This is a genomic window from Microbacterium sp. Z11_20, assembly GCF_057197605.1.
Genome location: NZ_JBXVOQ010000005.1, coordinates 141877 through 160101, shown reverse-complemented (window position 1 = coordinate 160101; position 18225 = coordinate 141877). Strand labels below are relative to the sequence as shown.

The window sequence follows — 18225 nt, the reverse complement described above, 5'->3', positions numbered from 1 at the left end:
CAGGTTTCCCGCGGCCGGAACCTGCGTGTGCGGGACATCACATGCGTTTCTTCGAGGATGCGGCGGCGAAGGCGGCCACGCGGGCCTTCGCGTCGGGCGTGTCGAATGCCGCCCCGATCGTGCGTGCCTCATCGTCGAGGTTCTCCGGGAAGGTGCGCGTGGCGCCCGTGCGGATGAGGCGCGAGGCCTCACCGAACGCCGCGGCGGCGCCCTCGAGCCAGAAGCGTGCGACCTCGGCTGAGCGTGCGGCGACCTGGTCGGCGGGGACGACCTCGGCCACCAGGCCCCACTCGAGCGCCTCGGCCGCGGAGAGCGACCGGTCCTGCAGGAGCAGCTGCAGCGCCCGGCGCTGCCCGATCGCGGCCGGCAGGAGCGTCGTCACCCCGAGGTCGGGGGTCAGACCGATGTTGGCGTACTTGCTGACGAAGCGCGCCTCGGCGGAGGCCACGACGTAGTCGGCGGTGAGCATCAGCCCGAGCCCTCCCCCGGCGACGGCGCCCTGCACCGCCGCGACCACGGGGACCGGCGCCTCCACGAGCGTGCGGATGCCCTCGTGGATGACGTGCGCGGTGGCGGTTAGATCGGCGCCGGATGCCCCGGAGGTGGCCATCGCGAGCACGTCGCCACCCGCGCAGAACGCCGGCCCGGCAGCATCCAGGATCACCGCCCGCACGCCCGGAGCCGTGGCCGCGCGTGCGGCGTCGCGCCACCGCTCGGCCATGTCGAAGTCCATCGCGTTCAGCGATGCGGGTCGGTTCAGCGTCACGCGGGCAAGGCCCCCGTCCACCGAGACCAGGATGCTGTCGCTCACGCGCGCCCTCTTCTTTCCGTCGTGTGCTGCCGGGTCATTTCGGCGCCATCCTGATGGCGCCGTCGAGGCGGATCGTCTCGCCGTTGAGGTAGCCGTTGTCGATGATCGCGAGCACGAGGCGCGCGTACTCGTCCGCGACGCCGAGGCGGGCGGGGTACGGCACCTGCTGCCCGAGGGAGTCCTGCGCGGCCTGCGGCAGGCTGCGCAGCATCGGAGTCTCCATGATGCCGGGCGCGATCGTCGCCACGCGGATCGCGTACCGCGCGAGCTCGCGGGCGACGGGCAGCGTCATGGCGTGCACGCCCCCCTTGCTCGCCGAGTACGCCGGCTGGCCGATCTGCCCGTCGAACGCCGCCACGCTCGCGGTGGTCACGATCACGCCGCGGTCGCCGCTTTCGGCCTCCGGCTCGTTGCGAGCCATGACGGCCGCAGCCTGGCCGATGACGTTGTACGTGCCGATGAGGTTCACCCGCACGATCCGCTCGAAGGCATCCAGCGGCGCCGGGGTGCCGTCGCGGTCGAGGACCTTCCCCGGCGGCGCGATCCCGGCGCAGTGGACGACCACGCGCAGCGGGCCGGCCTCGGCCGCGGCGGCCGCAGCGGAGGCGATCTGGCCGGGATCGGTGACGTCTGCCGCGGCGAACCGTCCGCCGATCTCGGCGGCGACCTCGGCTCCGGACGAGGACGGCAGGTCGACAATCGTGACGGCGGCACCGGATGCTGCCAGCCGGCGGGCGGTCGCAAGCCCCAAGCCGCTGGCGCCGCCGGTGACGAGGGCGCTTGCTCCCGTGATGTCCATCCGCTGTCCGTTCGCCGTCGAATCAGAAATCCGGTCCCACCCTAACCGGGACTCAGATCCGCTCGCGCCGCCGCCCGGCATGATCCGTGCCACCACCCTGCCCCGCCGGCGGCAGGATGGGAAGGTGGGTGTGCACATCATTGACGTCGATCTGGACGATCCGCGCGGCCTCGCGCTGCGGGGCGAACTGGATGAGGAGCTCGGCGCCCGGTACGCCTTCCTCACCGCCGACGAGCCGCCCGAGGTGACGGCCGAGCGCGATGAGGCCCTGCGGGTGCATCCCGCCGATGTCGTGGCCACGCTGCTGGCCGTCGACGACGACGGCACGACCCTGGGGCATGTCATGCTGCGGCGGCTCGGCGACGAGTGGGAGCTCAAACGCCTCATCGTTCCTGCCGTCGCCCGCCGTCGCGGCATCGGCCGCGCGCTGACCGCCGCCGTGGTCGAGCGGGCACAGGCCGCCGGCGCCCACCGCGTCATCCTGCAGACCGGCGCACCGCAGCCGGAGGCGCTGCAGCTGTACACCGCAGCCGGGTTCCGCCCGATCCCGGTCTACGAGCCGTATGCCCGCTCGATGCCGAACTCGCTCTGCTTCGAGCTCGTCCTCTGAGCAGCATCCGAACCGTGCATCATGTCCCAGGTGCGCAGGAAATCCGGGCCGGAAAGCTGCAGAACCCGGACATGACCCCGGCGGGACGCAACCCGGGCCCGGCGAGCGGGCGGGGGATGATGGGGGGATGAGCCGGAGCGGGTCCGAGATGTGGGGGCCGGTGAACGTGCCGCCGGCCGGAACCCCGGTGCCGGCTCGCGTGCGCGACCTCGCCGAGGGCGCGACCCTCGAACCGGTGTGGGAGAACGAGATCGGCGGACTGACGTTCCGCGCGAGCGCGGTCGACGGCATCCGGTACATCAAGTACGGTCCGCGCAACGAAGAGACCTCGATGGCGGGCGAGGCGGCCCGTCTGTCCTGGGCCGGAGACTTCACGCCCGTCCCCGCCGTGGTGACCTTCGGCGCGGACGCGACGCACGAGTGGCTGGTCACCGAAGCGGTGGAGGGCGAGAGCGCCGTCTCACCGCGTGGGCTCGCCGACCCGGCGACGGCGGTGCGGGCGATCGGCGAGGGCCTGCGGGCGCTGCACGACGCCCTCCCCGTCGCGGACTGCCCCTTCGACTGGCGCGTGCCGGCCCGCATCGCGAACGCCGAGGGGCGCGGCATCCACCTGCCGGCGGCGCTGCGCGAACCGCCTCCGATCGACCGGCTCGTGGTCTGCCACGGCGACGCGTGCGCGCCCAACACGCTCATCGGGCCCGACGGGCGCTGGCGCGCACACGTCGACCTCGGCGCCCTCGGAATCGCCGACCGGTGGGCCGACATCGCGGTGGCCGCGATGAGCACCGAGTGGAACTACGGCCCCGGCTGGCAGGACGCCGTGGTCGAGGCCTACGGCATCCGCCCCGACCCGGTGCGGATGGCGTTCTACCGCGCCCTGTGGAACGCCACCTAGTCCCCCAGCGAAGGCTCAGGGGACGGAATTCGTCGGGTCAGCCCCGCTCGAGCCGGCGGATGCTGTCCCCTGAGCCCCCAGCGGATACCCGGGTCAGGAGGGCCCGAGGATGAAGTTCCACGTGCCGAGAGCCGCCGCGGCCACGATGGCGGCGGTGGAGATGGCGGCGCCGATGAGCAGGAGCACGATATCGCCCCCGTGGAAGCGGGACGGCCGGGCCCAGGTCCGCTCCCCGGGCGCTCCGAACCCCCGCGCCTCCATCGCCGTGGCGAGCTTCGAGCCGCGCCGGATGGAGAGCACCAGTAGTGCGAAGGCCATGCCGACGAATCTCCTGACCCGCCCGCGGTCGGCGACACCGCGCGCCCGGCGTGCGAGCTCGAGGGCACGCCAGTCGTCCAGGAACAGCCCGACCATGCGCAGGCCCGCGAGCGCGCCGAGGACGAATCGGGCCGGGATGCGGGCGATCTGGCCCAGCGCGTCGGCCAGATCCGTCGGGTCCACCGTGACGAAGAGCACGACGGAGGGGAGTGCGATGGCCAGCACGCGGAAGAAGGTGGCCAGCGCCAGCTCGAGCGATCCATCGCTCACCCGCACCAGGAGCCACTCGACGTACACATGCCCGGATGCTTCGCCATAGAGCGCGATCGTGACCGCCGTCAGCGGCGCCGCCAGCCACACCGGCCACGTGCGCAGCCAGAACTCCCGCCACGTGAGACCGGCGAAGGGGAAGAGGAGGCACTCCAGCACGAGCGCCACCGCCGCCGAGACCGGATCGAGCGTGAGCACCAGGGGCAGAGCGATGAGAGCGCTGGCCGCCAGCTTCGCGAGCGGGTTGAGGCCGGCGACCGCGCCGGTGCGCGCACGGCTCTCCAGCAGCGTCATCCTGCAACTCCCGTGAGGACGTAGGGACGTGCGCGCAGCGCCCGCACGACGTCGGCGTCGTGGGTGATCGCCACGACAGCGACCCCGTCGTCGCGGATCTCGGCGAGAAGGGCCACGAGCTCTGCCCACGTGCGCGCATCCTGTCCGAACGTCGGCTCGTCCAGGACGAGCACCCGGGGCCGGGTCGCGAGTGCGGCGGCGACCGTGAGGCGGCGCTTCTCACCCCCCGAGAGCGTGTACGGGTTGGCCGCGGCGAGGTGGTCGAGCCGCAGGCGGGCCAGCAACTCGTCGATCCGCTGCCGATCCACCGCTCCCAGAGCCTTCGGACCCACCTCCAGCTCGTCGCGCACGGTGCGCGTGAGCAGCTGGTGCTCGGGGTCTTGGAAGACCGTGCCGACCCGCGGGAGCAGGTCACGGGACGACCACCGGATGGGCTCCGGCCCCGCCCCCGCGGCGAGCTCGTCCGACGCGGACAGCTCGCCCGCTGCCGGGCGGAGGAGGCCCGCGAGCGTGAGCCCCAGGGTCGACTTCCCCGACCCGTTCGGGCCGGTGACGGCCAGAGCCTCGCCGACGCGTACGGTGAGGTCGATCCCGGTGGCCACCGGTTGGTCCCGCACGCGCTGGACGGACAGGTCGCGCGCCTCCAGAAGCGCGGGGCCCGGCTCGGAGCGCGGGGCGGAGGGGTGGGCCGGGGGGATCCCGGGCACCCACACCCCCTCACGGGCCAGCCGCGCACCCGCATCGCGCAGCACCGTCGCCGGGTCACCGTCGGCGAGCACCCCCTCCTCACCGAGCACGATCACCCGGTCGACGATGGGGAGCCAGACGTCCACCCGGTGCTCGACGACGACGAGGGTCGTGCCCTGCGCCTCCACGCTGCGGAGCACCGACGCACGCACTTCCGCCACCCCCGCGGGGTCGAGGTTCGCGGTCGGCTCGTCCAGGAGGAGGAGCCCCGGCTGCATGGCGAGGACCCCCGCCAGCGCGAGGCGCTGCTTCTGCCCGCCCGACAGCGCCTTGGTCTGGCGGTCCAGCGGCACCTCGAGGCCGACCGCATCCAGTGCCGCACGCACGCGCCGCCAGATCTCGTCGCGAGGTACGCCCAGGTTCTCGCACCCGAAGGCGACGTCGTCACCGACGCGAGCGAGGATGACCTGCGAATCCGGGTCCTGCAGGACGAGGCCTGCGCGCCCCCGGACGTGCGCCGTCGGCACGCCGTCCAGCAGGAGGTCGCCGGCGGATTCGCCCTCCTCCTCGCCGCCGAGCACGCCGGCAAGGCCCGCCAGGAGCGTCGACTTGCCCGAGCCGGAGGCGCCCAGGAGCAGCACCCGCTCCCCCGGCGCGATGCGCAGTGACACGTCGCGCAGCGCCCACGCGCGGCGCGACGCGTGCCGCCACCCCCAGCCGCGGGCGACGACCTCCGCAGGCCTCTCCACGCGTCAGACGCGAGCGCGCACGGAGCGCCCCGACGCGAAGCGGTCGAGAGCCCCGGTTGCGGCGAGCCCGCGCGCGATCAGCCACGCGGCCAGGCCCGCCAGCACCGCGCCCGAGGCGGCGGTGCTGATGAGGTAGACGACGGTGAAGGCGGTGTCGGCGCCGGCGTACCACAGCACGAGGTTGTTGATTCCGCCGGCCAGGGCCGCACCGATGCCGGCGAGCACGGCGACGCCGACGTTCCAGCGGCGGTAGAAGAAGAGCAGGAAGACCAGTTCGGCTCCCAGGCCCTGAACCAGGCCCGCTTCGAGGGTGAGGAACCCGCCCCACTGGTTGCCCACGAGGGCCGAGACCACGGCGGCCAGGGTCTCGGTGTAGATCGCCGCACCGGGCTTGCGGATGATGAGGGCTCCGAGCACACCGGCGAACAGCCACGGTCCGTCCAGGAGCCCCTGCAGGCCGGGGAGCAGCGGCTCGAGCAGCGTCTTCGGCCCCAGGTACGCGACGTTCCACAACAGGAAGATCAGCCCGGCCGCGACGCCGATCACGCTCGCGACGACGATATCGACGACCCGCCACCGGAAGCGGCGGGTTCCCGCCGTGACGGGCGCGGATGTGGACGTGGAAATAGTCATTTCTCTCCTCCCTGCGCTGGCATGACCCAGATCAGGTTCGACGGTCGAAGCGTGGATCGCTTCCTCTCAGCCCGGCTCACCGGACTCCCGTGGTTGTCGCGGATGAGTATATCGCCGCGTGGAGGTACGTTAGGCGGGTGACCCCGGATGCGTCTCCGCCCACGCGGCGCGACCAGCGCGACGGGGAAGACGGCTCCGGCGAACACCCCGTGCCGGACGGGGACACGCCATCCCCCGACCCGGATGCCCCCGGCACTCTCGTCATGCAGCAGCCGGCCGACCCGCCGATGACGGTCGCCGCCTCCGGCCCCGTGGCGCTGGCCTGGGTGGATGAAACCCGCTTCCCCATTCCGGCGCCTCCGACCATCCACTCGGATGAGTCACCCCGGCCCGCCCCCGACCTTCTCACCGGCGCCCGCCGGCGCTCCCCGTGGCGGCCGGCCGCCCTCATCCCGGCCGGCCTGCTCGTCCTGGTCATCGCCGTGTACACCGCCACGATGCTCCGGTGGCCGCTGCACGCCGTCGCGCCCCGCATCGAGCCGGTCGCCGTCCAGACGATTCCGGCGCCGGCCTCAGCGCCGGCGTGGCCCGCGGAGGGAAGCGCAGCCGTCACCGTCGCGGGGGTCCCGGGTGCGCTGGCCTCCTCGGGCGAACCGTCGTCGATCGCGAGCATCGCGAAAGTGGTGACGGCGCTGCTCGTGCTGGATCGGATGCCGCTGGCCGTCGGCGAGAGCGGGCCCGAGTATCGCTTCGCCGCAGCCGACCGCACGCTGTACTGGCAGTACCGCACCAACGGGGAATCCGCGTTGGACGTCCCCGTGGGCGGCTCCCTCACGCAGTATCAGCTGCTCGAGGGGATGCTGATCGGCTCGGCGAACAACTACGCCGACCGCCTGGTCGACGATCTGTGGCCCTCCGACGCGGTCTACGCGGCCGCGGCGCGCTCGTGGCTGGATGCGCACGGAGTGGCCGGCATCACGATCGTCGACCCCTCCGGAATCGGGTCGGGCAACGCCGCCAGCCCGGAAGCGCTGCTCGCCCTCGCCGAGCGCGCGATGGCCCATCCCGTGATCTCCGAGATCGTGCGCAAGACCTCGACCGAGCTGCCCGGCGCGGGAACCGTGGAGAATTCCAACCCGCTCCTCGCCGACCCGGGGATGGTGGGAATCAAGACGGGGACGCTCGACAGGTACAACCTGCTCACCGCGAAGGACGTCGCCCTGGGTGAAACGTCGGTGCGGGTGTACGTCGCGGTGCTCGGACAGCCCGATTCCGCCGCACGCGACACCGCGACGCGGGCCCTGTTCGACCGGACCGAGCAGGAGCTGCAGCCGCAGACGGCGGTGGCCGGCCGCACGCTCGCCGGACGGGTCGTGACCCGGTGGGGCGAACCCGTCGACGTCGTCACCGCCGAGGAGGCCTCGGTCATCGGATGGAACGGGGCCGCCGGAAGCGCGACATCCGAGTTCTCCCTGCGCGACGACCCGGCCGAGGGGGACGTGGTCGGCACCCTCGCCGTGACGGGACCGCTCGACAGCGCGAGCGTGGACCTCGAGCTGGCGGAAGACCTCGGGGGCCCGAGCGCCTGGTGGCGCCTGACGCACCCCCTCGCCCTCCTGGGCCTCGGCGGCTGACCCGGCGTCAGAAGGGCCACACCAGCGGGACGTAGCCGACCGCGAAGGCGATGAAGACCACCGCCGGGGGCGCCCCGAGTCGCCAGTAGTCACCGAAGCGATAACCGCCCGGCTCCATCACCATGAGGTTCGCCGGGGTGGCGATCGGTGTGAGGAAGGAGGCGGCGCCGACGACCGTGATGGCGAGGATGAACGGCACGACGCCGGTGACCAGGGAGGCCGTCGCGCCTCAGACGTGGGTGACGCGCTGCTGCAGCCGGCTGCGGATGTCGAACAGCTCGGTGCCGCCGATCTCCCGCGCGCCGGCCACGCCCTGGCGCAGCAGCGTCGACAGAGAACTCTGGGATGCCACCGCGACGGGTGTGCCGCGCACCTTCCCCAGCTGCGTGATCGCGTCGAGGGTGTCGCCGTCGGGAAGAACGACGATGGCGCCGCTGAAGCGCACCCCGGCCGCGCGGGCGATCACCCGGAGCCGTCCGACGAGCTGGGACACGGGCGATCCGATGACGTGGGGGCCGACGACCTCCCCGCGGCGGAAGCCGACGGGCCCGCCGAAGTCCTCCGACAAAACCGCGTACAGGCCGCTCGGCCCCAGCACGACGTGGTCGACCTTCTCGTCCGGGCTGCCGTCGCGTGACGCGGCCACATCGTGCCACACGGTGTATCCCATGCCGAGGTCGGCGACGATGCGGGCGGTGGCCTCCTCGGCGAGCGCATCGGCCAGCAGCCGCCGCAGCTCGTGGGGGGCCGAGCGCACCAGCGACGGCTCGTACGGGTCGGGAATCTCCACGCCTCGGCCGACCCATTCCCGGATGAGCGTGAGGTACCGCTCCCGCCGCCACCCGCCCGGCTGTCCATACGTGCGGGCGCGGGGACGCGTGTCGGGACGAGCGCTGGCGGTCGGAGGTCCTGACCATTCGGGCGCCGACGAGCCGCGGCCGCGGTCGTACGCGGCGCGGGCCTCCGGGGTGCCGATGAGCTCCCATGCCCGCTGCACCTGGATGAACACGGCCGCATCGCCCCCGGCATCGGGATGCGTCTGCCTCAGCCGCAGGCGGTAGGCGCGCCGAAGCGTCTCGTCGTCGGCGGCAGGCTCCACGCCGAGCACCTCGTACGCCGATGCGGACACCGGGCTGTCGAACACGAATCCTCCCCCGCGCGCCAGGGGGCGCAGCATCCTCAGGCTAATCGGCCCGCGATGGGTGAGGGCTGCCGTTCGCTGTGGGCTACGCCCGGAACTGCGGTGAACCCAGCACGCGCTCGACGGTGATCTCCAGGACGACGCGCTCGGGGTTCGCGGAGGGCTGCCGATACCGGGCGGTGTACAGCGCGACGGCATGCGCGACGGCGGCGGGGTCCTCGTTCACGCGCGCCCGGCCTTCGAAGCTGATCCACCGGCGGCCGTCGACCGTGTTGACGCTGGCGCGGCCCGTGCGCTGCACGTTGACGAATTTCTGCGAGCCGCGGCTGCCGATCACCCGCACGACGCCGTTCTCGTACGTGACGCCCACCGGCACCGAATGGATGCGGCCTTCCCGGCCCAGGGTCGACAGCGTGGCCAGGTGGTATTCGCCGAGGAAGGACAGCGCTTCGGGGGTGATCACTCATTCCTCCCACAGCGGCAGGGGCGGGGAGAAGACGAACGCCTCGTCCACGATCCCGGCTGCGACATCGGACGCCCAGCGGGGGGAGCGGTCCTTGTCGATCACCTGTGCGCGGATGCCCTCGACCAGATCGGGCTGCGACGTGACGAACCACATCACCAGCCCGTACTCCTGGGCGAGAGCCGCCTTCAGATCCGGTAGCGTCCGCGCGCGGCGTACGGCCTCGAGGGTCACCGCGAGCGACGTGGGAGAGAGGGACCCGAGCGTGTCGGCGGCCTCGGATGCCTCGGGCTCGCGTCGCGCGCGCAGCCGGTCGATGATGTCGCCCACGGTGGCGCCGGAGAAGGCGTCGTCGATCCAGACGCGGGCCTCTGCCAGGCGCGAGGGTGCAGGCGTGTCGTCGAAGAGGAGCACGAGTTCGGCCGGGGCGGTGGGGGCGGTGCGCCCGGACAGCGCGTCGCGCAGCGCGTCGAGCCGGTTCACCGGCACGAGGTGGTCGGCGAACCCGGCGTAGATGGCGTCGCCGGAATCCATGGATGCGCCGGTGAGCGCCAGGTATTCGCCCAGCCGCCCGGGCGCCCGGGCCAGCAGCCATGACCCTCCGACGTCGGGGGTGAACCCGATGCGCGTCTCGGGCATCGCCAGGCGCGAGCGCTCGGTCACCACCCGGATGGCGGCGTGCCCGGCCAATCCGATTCCGCCGCCCATCGTGATTCCGTCGGCCAGGACCACCAGGGGTATCGCCGAGGATGCGATGGCGGCGTTCATCCGGTACTCGTCGCGGAAGAACCTTGCGGTGCCGGCCGTATCGCCGCCGACGATCTGCTCGTAGAGCTGGCGGATGTCGCCGCCCGCGCAGAAACCGCGCTCTCCCGCGGCGTCGAGCAGGATCACGTCGACGCCCGGTCCGGACTGCCACGCCTCGAGCGCGGAGGCCAGCTGGGTGATCATCCCGTGACTGAGCGCATTGAGCATGCGAGGACGATTGAGGGTGAGCCGCCCGAGGCTTCCGGCAACCCGTACGAGTACGTCCGCGTCCGCCGCATCCACCGTCTTGGCCACGACGCCACGTTACCGCCGACGCACCCGGGGACGGCGACCTCCCGTCCAAACCAGGGGAATCCGGGAAGATAGGGGGAATCGCACAACGATGAGAGGTTCGGCATGCCCGAAGGACAGGTGCTGGAATTCTCCGGCGTCACCAAACGCTTCGGCTCCGTCACCGCCGTGTCCGATCTGACCGCCCGGGTCGAACCCGGCCAGGTGACGGGCTTCCTCGGCCCCAATGGGGCGGGGAAGACGACGACCCTGCGCATCCTGCTGGGCCTCGTGCGCCCGACGGAGGGGACGGCCACCATAGGCGGCGTCGCCTACGAGAAGCTCCGCCGACCGCTGCAGTCGGTGGGCGCGGTCCTGGAGGCCTCGAGCTTCCACCCTGGCCGCACGGCGGCGAACCACCTGTCGGTGTACGCACAGGCGGCGGGCATCGCACGCTCGCGCGTGGACGAGGTGCTGGGGCTGGTCGGTCTCGCCGATGCGGCCGGCCGCAAGGTCGGCGGGTTCTCCCTCGGGATGCGCCAGCGCCTCGGGCTGGCCTACGCGCTCCTGGGCGACCCCGGTGTGCTCGTGCTGGACGAGCCGTCCAACGGGCTCGATCCCGAGGGCATCCGGTGGATGCGCGGGCTCCTGCGCAGTCTCGCCGGCGAGGGCCGCACGGTTCTCGTGTCGTCGCACATGCTCAGCGAGGTGCAGCAGACCGTGGACGGGCTGCTGATCATCGCGCGCGGGCAGCTGGTATTCCAGGGTGGGATCGAGGATCTGGCCGAGGCATCCGATCACGCGACCGTCGTGGACGCGCCCGACCGCGCGGCGCTGGAGGAGGCGCTGACGGCGGCGGGGCATCCGTTCGAGGTGCTGCGCAACGGCCTGACCGTACGCACGGCCGAGCCCGTCGACGTGGGCGCGCTGGCCGCCTCCGCCGGCATCGCCCTCTCAAGTCTCCAGCGTCGCGGCGCGACGCTGGAGGACGTCTTCCTCGAGCTCGTCAGCGGCGAGCGGGTGCACCTCGGCGCGGCCCCCGCCGCCGGCCCCGCGGAGGCGGAGTCGGAGCCGGGAGAGTCGCCCGCGGCGGAGCCCGCAGAGTCGCCCGGGTCGGAGCTGGAGACTGTGCCCGCGGCGGAGCCCGAGCCGCGGGTCGCGCCGGAGCGGGAGCCGGCCGCGGTCACCGCATCCTTCGCCGTCGCCTCCACCGGCGTGATCGACATCGTGGTCCCCCCCGACCGGCACACACCCGGCGATGCCCCGCATGCAGAGGAGGGTGACCAGCGATGAGCCTTGTCGCCGCCAGCCGTTCCGAACTGACCAAGCAGTTCACCACCGCGGTCTGGTGGATCCTCGGTCTCGTCCTCGTCCTGTACATCGGCGTGACCGCGACCGGGTTCGGCTTCCTCCTCGCCTCGCTGGCCACCGGCGCCCTCGGCCCGACCGCCGAAGGGCCCCAGGTGCCACCGGAGACGCTGCCGCCGGTCATCTACAGCATCGCGACCTCGTTCGGCTACGTCTTCCCGCTGCTCGTGGGCACGCTGATGGTGACCACGGAGTTCCGCCACAAGACCCTCACTCCGACGTTCCTCGCGACTCCGCGCCGCGGCGTCGCGCTCGCGGGCAAGGTCGTCATCGGCGTGCTCATGGGGCTGCTGTTCGGCGCGTTCGGCCTCATCGCAGCCGTCGTGCCGGGTGCGATCATCCTGTCCGCCAGCGGCCTGGAAACGGGGCTCGACTCCTCCGACACTTGGGCGCTGGCCGGGCGGATGCTCCTGGCCTTCGTGCTGTGGACCCTCATCGGCATCGGGGTGGGCTCTGTCGTGCGCAACCAGGTCGTCGCGATCGTGCTGGTGCTCGCGTTCACCCAGTTCATCGAACCCATCGCCCGCGTCGCCGGCGGGTTCGTGGAGGCCCTGGAGCCGGTCGTGCGAGTGCTCCCGGGGGCGGCCAGCGATGCCCTCGTCGGGGCGAGCGCCTTCTCGATCAGCATGCCCATGGCGACCGATCCCCTCGCATGGTGGGTCGGCGGGCTCGTTCTGCTGGGCTACGCGGTCGTGTTCCTCGTGATCGGGCAGTTCACCAGCTGGCGCCGCGACGTCAACTGACCGCCCCGCATCCGGGGCCGCATCCGCGGGTCGAGGGCATCTCGCTAATCGAGGACATCCCGCGGATCGAGGACGTCTCGCGAATCGAGGACATCTCGCTAATCGAGGACATCTCGCGGATCGAGGACGTAACCGCGCCGCTCGCTCCTCGATAGAGCGGATCTCCTCGATCGCGGCGTCACCTGACGGCCCGAGCGCCCGTGTCCCCGGTGTCAGCCGATACCGGGCACCACGACCGGCCGCTTGGGCCGGAGCTTCTGCCGGCCGGGCCGGGCCAGGACGGCGACATCCTCCGCCTCATCGGCGACCTCGAGCCTCAGTGCCTGCAGCAGCGCGACGCCGTGGCGGGTCGTGAGGACGAGCCGCTCGAACTCGTCGTGACCCGACAGGTCGATGACGACGCTCGGGCGGCGACGCCGGATGACCGCGAAGTCGTTGCCGGACGCCGATTTCCACGTGCCCATCGCCACCGCCGCCGGCACGTACGTTCCGGGGCTGGGGACGCCTCGCAGCCACGTCCACGCGTCATCCGTCAACTGGGCTCGGACGATCTGCTCGCGCGGGACGAGCACGTTGCGCCGACGGAAGGACAGGGTGCGCTCAACGGGCGAAAGCACGACCTCCAGCTGCGTCGAGTCGAGCAGCAGGGTCACCATAGACATAGTCTGCCAGCGGCATGCAACCGTCATGCCCCCGATTGCTCACAGGTCCGCAACGATCCGCCCGTGTCGGCGCCGCCGGAGATCCGCCGCCATCGTCTTGCCCGCAGCGAGCCCCGGTGCCGTGGGCGGGGGATAGCCTGAGGGCATGACGACCGGCAGCGCCATGCCGCAGGTGAGGCCGGGGAGCCTCTCGACCCGGCAGGTTTCCGACGTGCTCGCTCGGTCGGCGGCGGGTGCCCGGCTGGACGCCGAGGACGCGCACGCCCTTCTGACCGCGACGGGCGACGACCTCGATGCGCTCCTCCACGCCGCCGGAGCGCTGCGCGACGTCGGCCTGGCCGAGGCCGGCCGGCCGGGAGTCCTCACCTACTCGCGCAAGGTGTTCGTGCCGCTGACCACCCTGTGCCGCGACCGCTGCCACTACTGCGTCTTCGTCGATACCCCCGGGCAGCTGTTCAAGAAGAACAAGCCGGCGTTCATGTCGCCCGAGCAGGTCCTTGCCGTCGTGCGGCAGGGCCAGGCCCTCGGGTGCAAGGAGGCGCTGCTGACGCTGGGCGACCGGCCCGAAGACCGCTGGCCCGAGGCGCGCGCGTGGCTGGACGAGCACGGGTACGCCTCCACGCTCGAGTACGTCGGCGCCATCGCGCGCCTCATCACCGCCGAGACCGGGATGCTCGCGCACCTGAACCCCGGCGTCATGAGCGCCGACGAACTGCGGATGCTGCGCCCCACGGCCCCCTCGATGGGCATGATGCTCGAGACGACCTCGACCCGCCTGTTCCTCGAGCCCGGCCAGGTGCACTTCGGCTCCCCCGACAAAGACCCGGCCCTGCGCCTCGCGGTGATCGAAGACGCCGGCCGCGCCCGCATCCCCTTCACCACCGGCATCCTCGTCGGCATCGGCGAGACGCTCCTCGACCGCGCCGAGTCGCTGATCGTGCTGCGCGACCTGCACGAACGGTACGGGCACGTGCAGGAGGTGATCGTGCAGAATTTCCGCGCGAAGCCGCACACCGCGATGCAGGGGGCGCCCGACGCCGACCTCCTCGAATACGTCGCTGCGGTCGCCACCGCGCGGCTCGTGTTCGGGCCGGGCATGCGCATCCAGGTTCCGCCGAACCTGTCGGATCCGGCCGAGTTCTCCCTGCTCATCCGCGCGGGCGCCGACGACTGGGGCGGGGTTTCGCCCTTGACCGCCGACCACGTCAACCCCGAGCGGCCGTGGCCGCACCTCGACGACCTCACGCGGTTCACCGCCGAGTCGGGCTTCGAGCTGCGCGAGCGGCTCACGGCGCATCCGGAGTTCGTCCGCGAACCCGGCGCGTGGATCGACCCGGCGCTGCACGCCGCCGTCGCGGTGCTGGCCGACCCCGACGGCCTGGCCGCCGATGCGCATCCGGCAGCGCCTCCCCGTGTTCAAAACTCAGGAGACACGCCGAGTCCGGGGGCCGCCAACGCCTCCGGGGGCCCGGATCTCCTGAATTCTGCGCACACGACGGAGGTGCAGCGACTGGTCGAGCGGGCAGCCGGGGATCCGCTCACCCTCGACGACGCCGAGTGGGAGACGCTGCTGCGGGCCACCGGCCCCGACCTCGACCGCCTGACCGCCACCGCGGACGACGTCCGCCGCTACACGGTGGGCGAGACCGTCAGCCTCGTCGTCAACCGCAACCTCACCTCCACCGGGTACCGCGCCGGCGGACGGGATGCCGCGGGCACCTTCGGCCTCACCGATGTCGCCGTCATCGCCGCGGACGCTGCGGACCTGGGCGCCACCGAGCTGTGCATCCAGGGGCGACTCGCCGACCCGGAGGACCCCCGGGCGTACCTCGACATCGTGCGCGCCGCGACCGCGTCGGCGCCGGGCCTCCACATCCACGCCTACCGTCCGCAGGATGTGTGGGACCTCGCCGAGCGCGGCGGCCTGGGGCTGGACGGCGCCCTCGACGCCCTCCGCGACGCCGGCGTCGACACGGTGCCGGGCACCGGCGTCAAGGTGCTGAGCGAACGGGTGCGCGAGCTCGTCGCCCCGGGCGATCTCGACATCGACCGGTGGACGGAGGGCATCACCGCCGCCCACCGCGCCGGTTTCCGCTCGACGTCGGTGCTGTTCTACGGGCACGTCGAGACCGCGCGCGAGCGCGTCGCGCACCTCCGCGCCCTCCGCGGCATCCAGGACGCGACGGGCGGCTTCACCGAGTTCGTCCCCATTCCGCTCCCCGGCCACGGCACGCCCCTGGTCGCCGGCCGCGCGCCGCTGGACGAGCACCGCGCCATGGTCGCGGTGTCGCGGCTCCTGCTGTCGGGCAGCATCTCGCACATCCAAATCCCGTGGACGCGCGTGGGAAGGGATGCTGCCGCCGTGCTGCTGCGCGCCGGGGGCGACGACCTCGGCGGCGCTCTCCTGGACGGCCGCGTGCTCCCCGACACCGGCATCGAGCACGGGCGGGAACTCCCGGTCGCCGACGCCGAGCGCATGGCGGCCCGCCTGTTCCGCCCGTTCCGCCGGCGCACCACCGACTACCGCACCCTTCGACCGGCTCAGGGGCCGGGACGATGATCCGCACGTCGGTCGCCATCGTCGGAGCTGGGTTCGCCGGGCTCGGGATGGCGATGGCCCTGCGCCGCGCCGGCCGCGACGACTTCGTCATCCTCGAGCGCGGAGCATCCGTCGGGGGCACCTGGCGCGACAACACCTATCCCGGCGTCGCGTGCGACGTGCCGTCGCACCTGTACGGCTTCGCCGCGCATCCCAACCCGCGGTGGTCGTCGGTGTTCGCGCCGGGCCCGGAGATCCACCGCTACCTCGCCGAGGTCGCCGAGCGCGAGGACCTCGGCGACCGGCTGCGCCTGCGCACCCCCATGCTGGGCGCCGACTGGGATGCCGCCGCAGCGGTGTGGCGCATCGACACGGGCGGCCGGCCCGTGATCGCCGACGCCCTCGTGCTCGGCTGCGGTCGCCTCACCGAGCCCAACGTCCCCGCCATCGCGGGGCTGGAGACCTTCCCGGGCCCCATCTTCCACTCCGCCCGCTGGGACCACGACGTGCCGCTGGAGGGCGCGCGCGTCGCCGTGGTGGGCACGGGCGCGAGCGCCGTGCAGATGGTGCCGGAGCTGGCCCGCGTGGCGGAGCACGTCACGCTCTTCCAGCGCACGCCCGCGTGGATCGTGCCGCGCGGCGGCGCGCGCTACAGCGCCGAGCAGCAGCGCCGCTTCGCCGAGCACCCCGGAGAGCTCGCCCGGCTGCGCGCCGAGTTGTACGCCGATGGCGAGGCGCGCTTCGCGTCGCGGTCGGGGGATGCCGCAGCCTCCGCCGACGCTCGCGACGTGGCCTCCGCACACCTGGCGGCGCAGATCGACGACCCCGCGCTGCGTGCCGCGCTCACCCCGGACTACTCCTTCGGTTGCAAGCGCGTGCTCCTCTCGGACGACTTCTACCCGGCCGTCGCCTCGGAGACGGTCACCCTGGAGCCGTCGGCGCTCGCAGCGGTCGAGGGGTCGACCCTCGTCTCGGCCGGCGGTGCACGGTTCGATGCGGACGTGCTCGTGCTGGCCACCGGATTCGCCGCATCCCGCCAGCCGTACGCCGATCTGGTCCGCGGCGAGGGTGGCGTGAGTCTCGGCGAGCACTGGTCGACCGGGATGAGCGCGTTCGCCTCCACGGTGGTCGCGGGCTTCCCGAACCTCTTCGTCCTGAACGGCCCCAACGCGAGTCTCGGTCACAACTCGTCCGTGCTGATGATCGAGGAGCAGGCCGCGTACGTCGTCCGCTCCCTCGCCCGGCGCGACCGGCAGCCCGGTGCGGTACTGCACGTGCGGCCCGAGGCCGAGCGGGCCTACACCGACGAGATCGCCCGGGCCGCCGCATCCACGCCGTGGATGACCGGCGGATGCAGCAACTGGTACGTCGACCAGCGGTCAGGGCGGCTCACGCTGCTGTGGCCCGGAACGGTGCAGGCCTTCCGTGAGCGGCTGGCCGCCGCGGACGGCTCGGAGTTCGTGTGCGTGCCCGCCCCCGTCCGGGGCGGGCGAACAGGAGGAGAGACATGACCGTTCCGCAGGATCAGGGATCCGGGATCCGCTTCGGGTACAAGGCGTCGAGCGAGCAGTTCGGTCCGACCGAGCTGCTGGACTTCGCCGTGCTCGCGGAGGAGATGGGGTTCGACTCGGTCTTCCTCTCCGACCACCTGCAGCCGTGGATGCACGAGGGCGGCCACGCGCCCGCCGCACTGCCGTGGATGGGCGCGCTCGGACAGCGCACCTCGCGCATCCTCATGGGCACGTCCGTCCTCACCCCCACGTTCCGTTACCACCCCGCCATGGTCGCGCAGGCCTTCGCGACGCTCGGGGTGATGTACCCCGGCCGGGTCATCCTCGGGGTGGGTACCGGGGAGGCGCTCAACGAAGTGACCCTCGGGCTGACATGGCCCGACCCGCCGGAGCGGTTCCAGCGGCTCAAGGAGGCGATCACCCTCATCGAGAAGCTGTGGGACGGGGAGCGGGTCACCTTCGACGGCACGTACTACTCCGTCAAGGACGCCACGATCTACGACCGCCCGTCGGCCGAACACCGGGTGCCGATCTACATCGGAGCGTCGGGTCCGGCCGCCACCCGCCTGGCGGGGCGCATCGCCGACGGGTACATCACCACCAGCGGCAAGGCGCCCGAGCTGTACACCGACACGCTCCTCCCCGCACTGAAGGACGGTCTGCAGAAGGCCGGCCGCGGAGATGACGCCGTCGACACGATGATCGAGGTGAAGGTCTCCTACCATCCCGACGCGGACACGGCCCTGGAGAAGACCCGCTTCTGGGCGCCGCTGGCCCTGTCGGCGGAGGAGAAGATGGGCGTCCACGACCCCATCGAGATGCAACGCCTCGCCAACGAGCTGCCCATCGAGCGCGCCGCATCCCGGTTCATCGTGTCGACCGACCCCGACGAGCACGTCGAGAAGATCGCGCGGTACGTCGAGCTCGGCTTCCGCCACCTCGTCTTCCACGATCCCGGCGCGGACCAGGCCGAGTTCCTCCGGATGTACGGCGCGGAGATCCTCCCGCGCCTGCGCGCGCGCTTCTCCTGAGCACCCTCGTCCGCGACGCCGCGTGCAGG

Annotated in this window: 18 protein-coding genes and 1 riboswitch; of the genes, 8 read left to right on the top strand and 10 right to left on the bottom strand. The window is 72.5% G+C overall.

Going from position 1 to position 18225, the window contains the following annotated elements; genetic code table 11:
- Positions 1–37: 37 nt before the first annotated feature.
- Complete coding sequence (locus AC2DFQ_RS13210) at positions 38–811, bottom strand: enoyl-CoA hydratase/isomerase family protein (RefSeq protein WP_484534210.1); 774 nt, start codon at positions 809–811, stop codon at positions 38–40.
- 34 nt (positions 812–845) lie between these two features.
- Positions 846–1610, bottom strand: a complete 765-nt coding sequence (locus AC2DFQ_RS13205) for an SDR family NAD(P)-dependent oxidoreductase (RefSeq protein ID WP_484534209.1) — start codon at positions 1608–1610, stop codon at positions 846–848.
- 124 nt (positions 1611–1734) lie between these two features.
- Here AC2DFQ_RS13205 and AC2DFQ_RS13200 point away from each other — a divergent pair, with 124 nt between their 5' ends.
- The gene (locus tag AC2DFQ_RS13200; RefSeq protein ID WP_484534208.1) at positions 1735–2220 is read left to right on the top strand and encodes a GNAT family N-acetyltransferase; all 486 of its coding nucleotides are present in this window, start codon (positions 1735–1737) and stop codon (positions 2218–2220) included.
- Positions 2221–2347: 127 nt separating this feature from the next.
- Entirely contained in the window at positions 2348–3115 is a 768-nt protein-coding gene (locus AC2DFQ_RS13195; protein WP_484534207.1) for a phosphotransferase, read from the top strand.
- Between the two features lie 93 nt (positions 3116–3208).
- Here the strand turns inward: AC2DFQ_RS13195 and AC2DFQ_RS13190 are convergent, their stop codons facing one another.
- The 3 genes from AC2DFQ_RS13190 to AC2DFQ_RS13180 all read right to left on the bottom strand — a co-directional run bounded on the left by AC2DFQ_RS13190 (position 3209) and on the right by AC2DFQ_RS13180 (position 6066).
- A complete protein-coding gene (locus AC2DFQ_RS13190; protein ID WP_484507812.1) occupies positions 3209–3997 on the bottom strand; it encodes an energy-coupling factor transporter transmembrane component T family protein in 789 nt (262 codons plus the stop codon).
- Positions 3994–5364 (bottom strand): ABC transporter ATP-binding protein, encoded by a 1371-nt coding sequence (locus AC2DFQ_RS13185; protein WP_484509958.1) that lies wholly within the window; start codon positions 5362–5364, stop codon positions 3994–3996. Before AC2DFQ_RS13185 ends, AC2DFQ_RS13190 begins: the two co-directional genes overlap by 4 nt.
- Positions 5365–5436: 72 nt before the next feature.
- On the bottom strand, positions 5437–6066 hold the full coding sequence (locus AC2DFQ_RS13180; RefSeq protein WP_484507811.1) for an ECF transporter S component: 630 nt from the start codon (positions 6064–6066) through the stop codon (positions 5437–5439).
- Positions 6058–6167, bottom strand: a riboswitch (TPP riboswitch). It overlaps the preceding gene by 9 nt.
- 36 nt (positions 6168–6203) lie before the next feature.
- Between AC2DFQ_RS13180 and AC2DFQ_RS13175 the strand changes: the two genes are divergently transcribed.
- Complete coding sequence (locus AC2DFQ_RS13175; protein WP_484534206.1) at positions 6204–7700, top strand: D-alanyl-D-alanine carboxypeptidase family protein; 1497 nt, start codon at positions 6204–6206, stop codon at positions 7698–7700.
- A 7-nt stretch (positions 7701–7707) separates the two neighbouring features.
- Here AC2DFQ_RS13175 and AC2DFQ_RS13170 read toward each other — a convergent pair whose 3' ends face one another.
- The 4 genes from AC2DFQ_RS13170 to AC2DFQ_RS13155 form a co-directional block, all read right to left on the bottom strand.
- Positions 7708–7899 (bottom strand): hypothetical protein, encoded by a 192-nt coding sequence (locus tag AC2DFQ_RS13170; protein WP_484534205.1) that lies wholly within the window; start codon positions 7897–7899, stop codon positions 7708–7710.
- A gap of 30 nt (positions 7900–7929) precedes the next feature.
- Entirely contained in the window at positions 7930–8844 is a 915-nt protein-coding gene (locus AC2DFQ_RS13165; RefSeq protein WP_484509957.1) for a DnaJ domain-containing protein, read from the bottom strand.
- Positions 8845–8926: 82 nt separating this feature from the next.
- A complete protein-coding gene (locus AC2DFQ_RS13160; RefSeq protein WP_484507808.1) occupies positions 8927–9304 on the bottom strand; it encodes a PPOX class F420-dependent oxidoreductase in 378 nt (125 codons plus the stop codon).
- Entirely contained in the window at positions 9305–10366 is a 1062-nt protein-coding gene (locus AC2DFQ_RS13155; RefSeq protein WP_484534204.1) for an enoyl-CoA hydratase/isomerase family protein, read from the bottom strand. It abuts the gene before it with no gap.
- Positions 10367–10468: 102 nt separating this feature from the next.
- Between AC2DFQ_RS13155 and AC2DFQ_RS13150 the strand changes: the two genes are divergently transcribed.
- Together AC2DFQ_RS13150 and AC2DFQ_RS13145 are read left to right on the top strand one after the other, a co-directional pair.
- On the top strand, positions 10469–11635 hold the full coding sequence (locus AC2DFQ_RS13150; RefSeq protein ID WP_484534203.1) for an ABC transporter ATP-binding protein: 1167 nt from the start codon (positions 10469–10471) through the stop codon (positions 11633–11635).
- A complete protein-coding gene (locus tag AC2DFQ_RS13145) occupies positions 11632–12453 on the top strand; it encodes an ABC transporter permease (RefSeq protein ID WP_484534202.1) in 822 nt (273 codons plus the stop codon). The genes AC2DFQ_RS13150 and AC2DFQ_RS13145 overlap by 4 nt, the downstream gene beginning before the upstream one ends.
- Positions 12454–12665: 212 nt before the next feature.
- On the opposite strand, the gene AC2DFQ_RS13140 is transcribed toward AC2DFQ_RS13145, so the two are convergent.
- A complete protein-coding gene (locus AC2DFQ_RS13140; RefSeq protein ID WP_484507804.1) occupies positions 12666–13109 on the bottom strand; it encodes a hypothetical protein in 444 nt (147 codons plus the stop codon).
- A 151-nt stretch (positions 13110–13260) separates the two neighbouring features.
- Between AC2DFQ_RS13140 and cofG the strand changes: the two genes are divergently transcribed.
- The 3 genes from cofG to fgd are packed head-to-tail and all read left to right on the top strand — an operon-like array spanning position 13261 to position 18196.
- Positions 13261–15675 carry a 7,8-didemethyl-8-hydroxy-5-deazariboflavin synthase CofG gene (gene cofG, locus AC2DFQ_RS13135; RefSeq protein WP_484534201.1) on the top strand — a complete coding sequence of 805 codons (2415 nt, stop codon included), beginning with the start codon at positions 13261–13263 and terminating at the stop codon, positions 15673–15675.
- The gene (locus AC2DFQ_RS13130; protein WP_484534200.1) at positions 15672–17165 is read left to right on the top strand and encodes a flavin-containing monooxygenase; all 1494 of its coding nucleotides are present in this window, start codon (positions 15672–15674) and stop codon (positions 17163–17165) included. Before cofG ends, AC2DFQ_RS13130 begins: the two co-directional genes overlap by 4 nt.
- The gene (gene fgd, locus AC2DFQ_RS13125) at positions 17162–18196 is read left to right on the top strand and encodes a glucose-6-phosphate dehydrogenase (coenzyme-F420) (protein ID WP_484507801.1); all 1035 of its coding nucleotides are present in this window, start codon (positions 17162–17164) and stop codon (positions 18194–18196) included. Before AC2DFQ_RS13130 ends, fgd begins: the two co-directional genes overlap by 4 nt.
- The last annotated feature ends 29 nt before the right edge of the window (positions 18197–18225 follow it).

Excerpts from the sequence above, each read along its gene's own strand:
- AC2DFQ_RS13205 (WP_484534209.1), bottom strand. The coding sequence starts at position 1,610 with ATGGACATCACGGGAGCAAGCGCCCTCGTCACCGGCGGCGCCAGCGGC.
- AC2DFQ_RS13195 (WP_484534207.1), top strand. The coding sequence starts at position 2,348 with ATGAGCCGGAGCGGGTCCGAGATGTGGGGGCCGGTGAACGTGCCGCCG.
- AC2DFQ_RS13190 (WP_484507812.1), bottom strand. The coding sequence starts at position 3,997 with ATGACGCTGCTGGAGAGCCGTGCGCGCACCGGCGCGGTCGCCGGCCTC.
- AC2DFQ_RS13180 (WP_484507811.1), bottom strand. The coding sequence starts at position 6,066 with ATGACTATTTCCACGTCCACATCCGCGCCCGTCACGGCGGGAACCCGC.
- AC2DFQ_RS13150 (WP_484534203.1), top strand. The coding sequence starts at position 10,469 with ATGCCCGAAGGACAGGTGCTGGAATTCTCCGGCGTCACCAAACGCTTC.
- AC2DFQ_RS13145 (WP_484534202.1), top strand. The coding sequence starts at position 11,632 with ATGAGCCTTGTCGCCGCCAGCCGTTCCGAACTGACCAAGCAGTTCACC.
- AC2DFQ_RS13140 (WP_484507804.1), bottom strand. The coding sequence starts at position 13,109 with ATGGTGACCCTGCTGCTCGACTCGACGCAGCTGGAGGTCGTGCTTTCG.
- cofG (WP_484534201.1), top strand. The coding sequence starts at position 13,261 with ATGACGACCGGCAGCGCCATGCCGCAGGTGAGGCCGGGGAGCCTCTCG.
- AC2DFQ_RS13130 (WP_484534200.1), top strand. The coding sequence starts at position 15,672 with ATGATCCGCACGTCGGTCGCCATCGTCGGAGCTGGGTTCGCCGGGCTC.
- fgd (WP_484507801.1), top strand. The coding sequence starts at position 17,162 with ATGACCGTTCCGCAGGATCAGGGATCCGGGATCCGCTTCGGGTACAAG.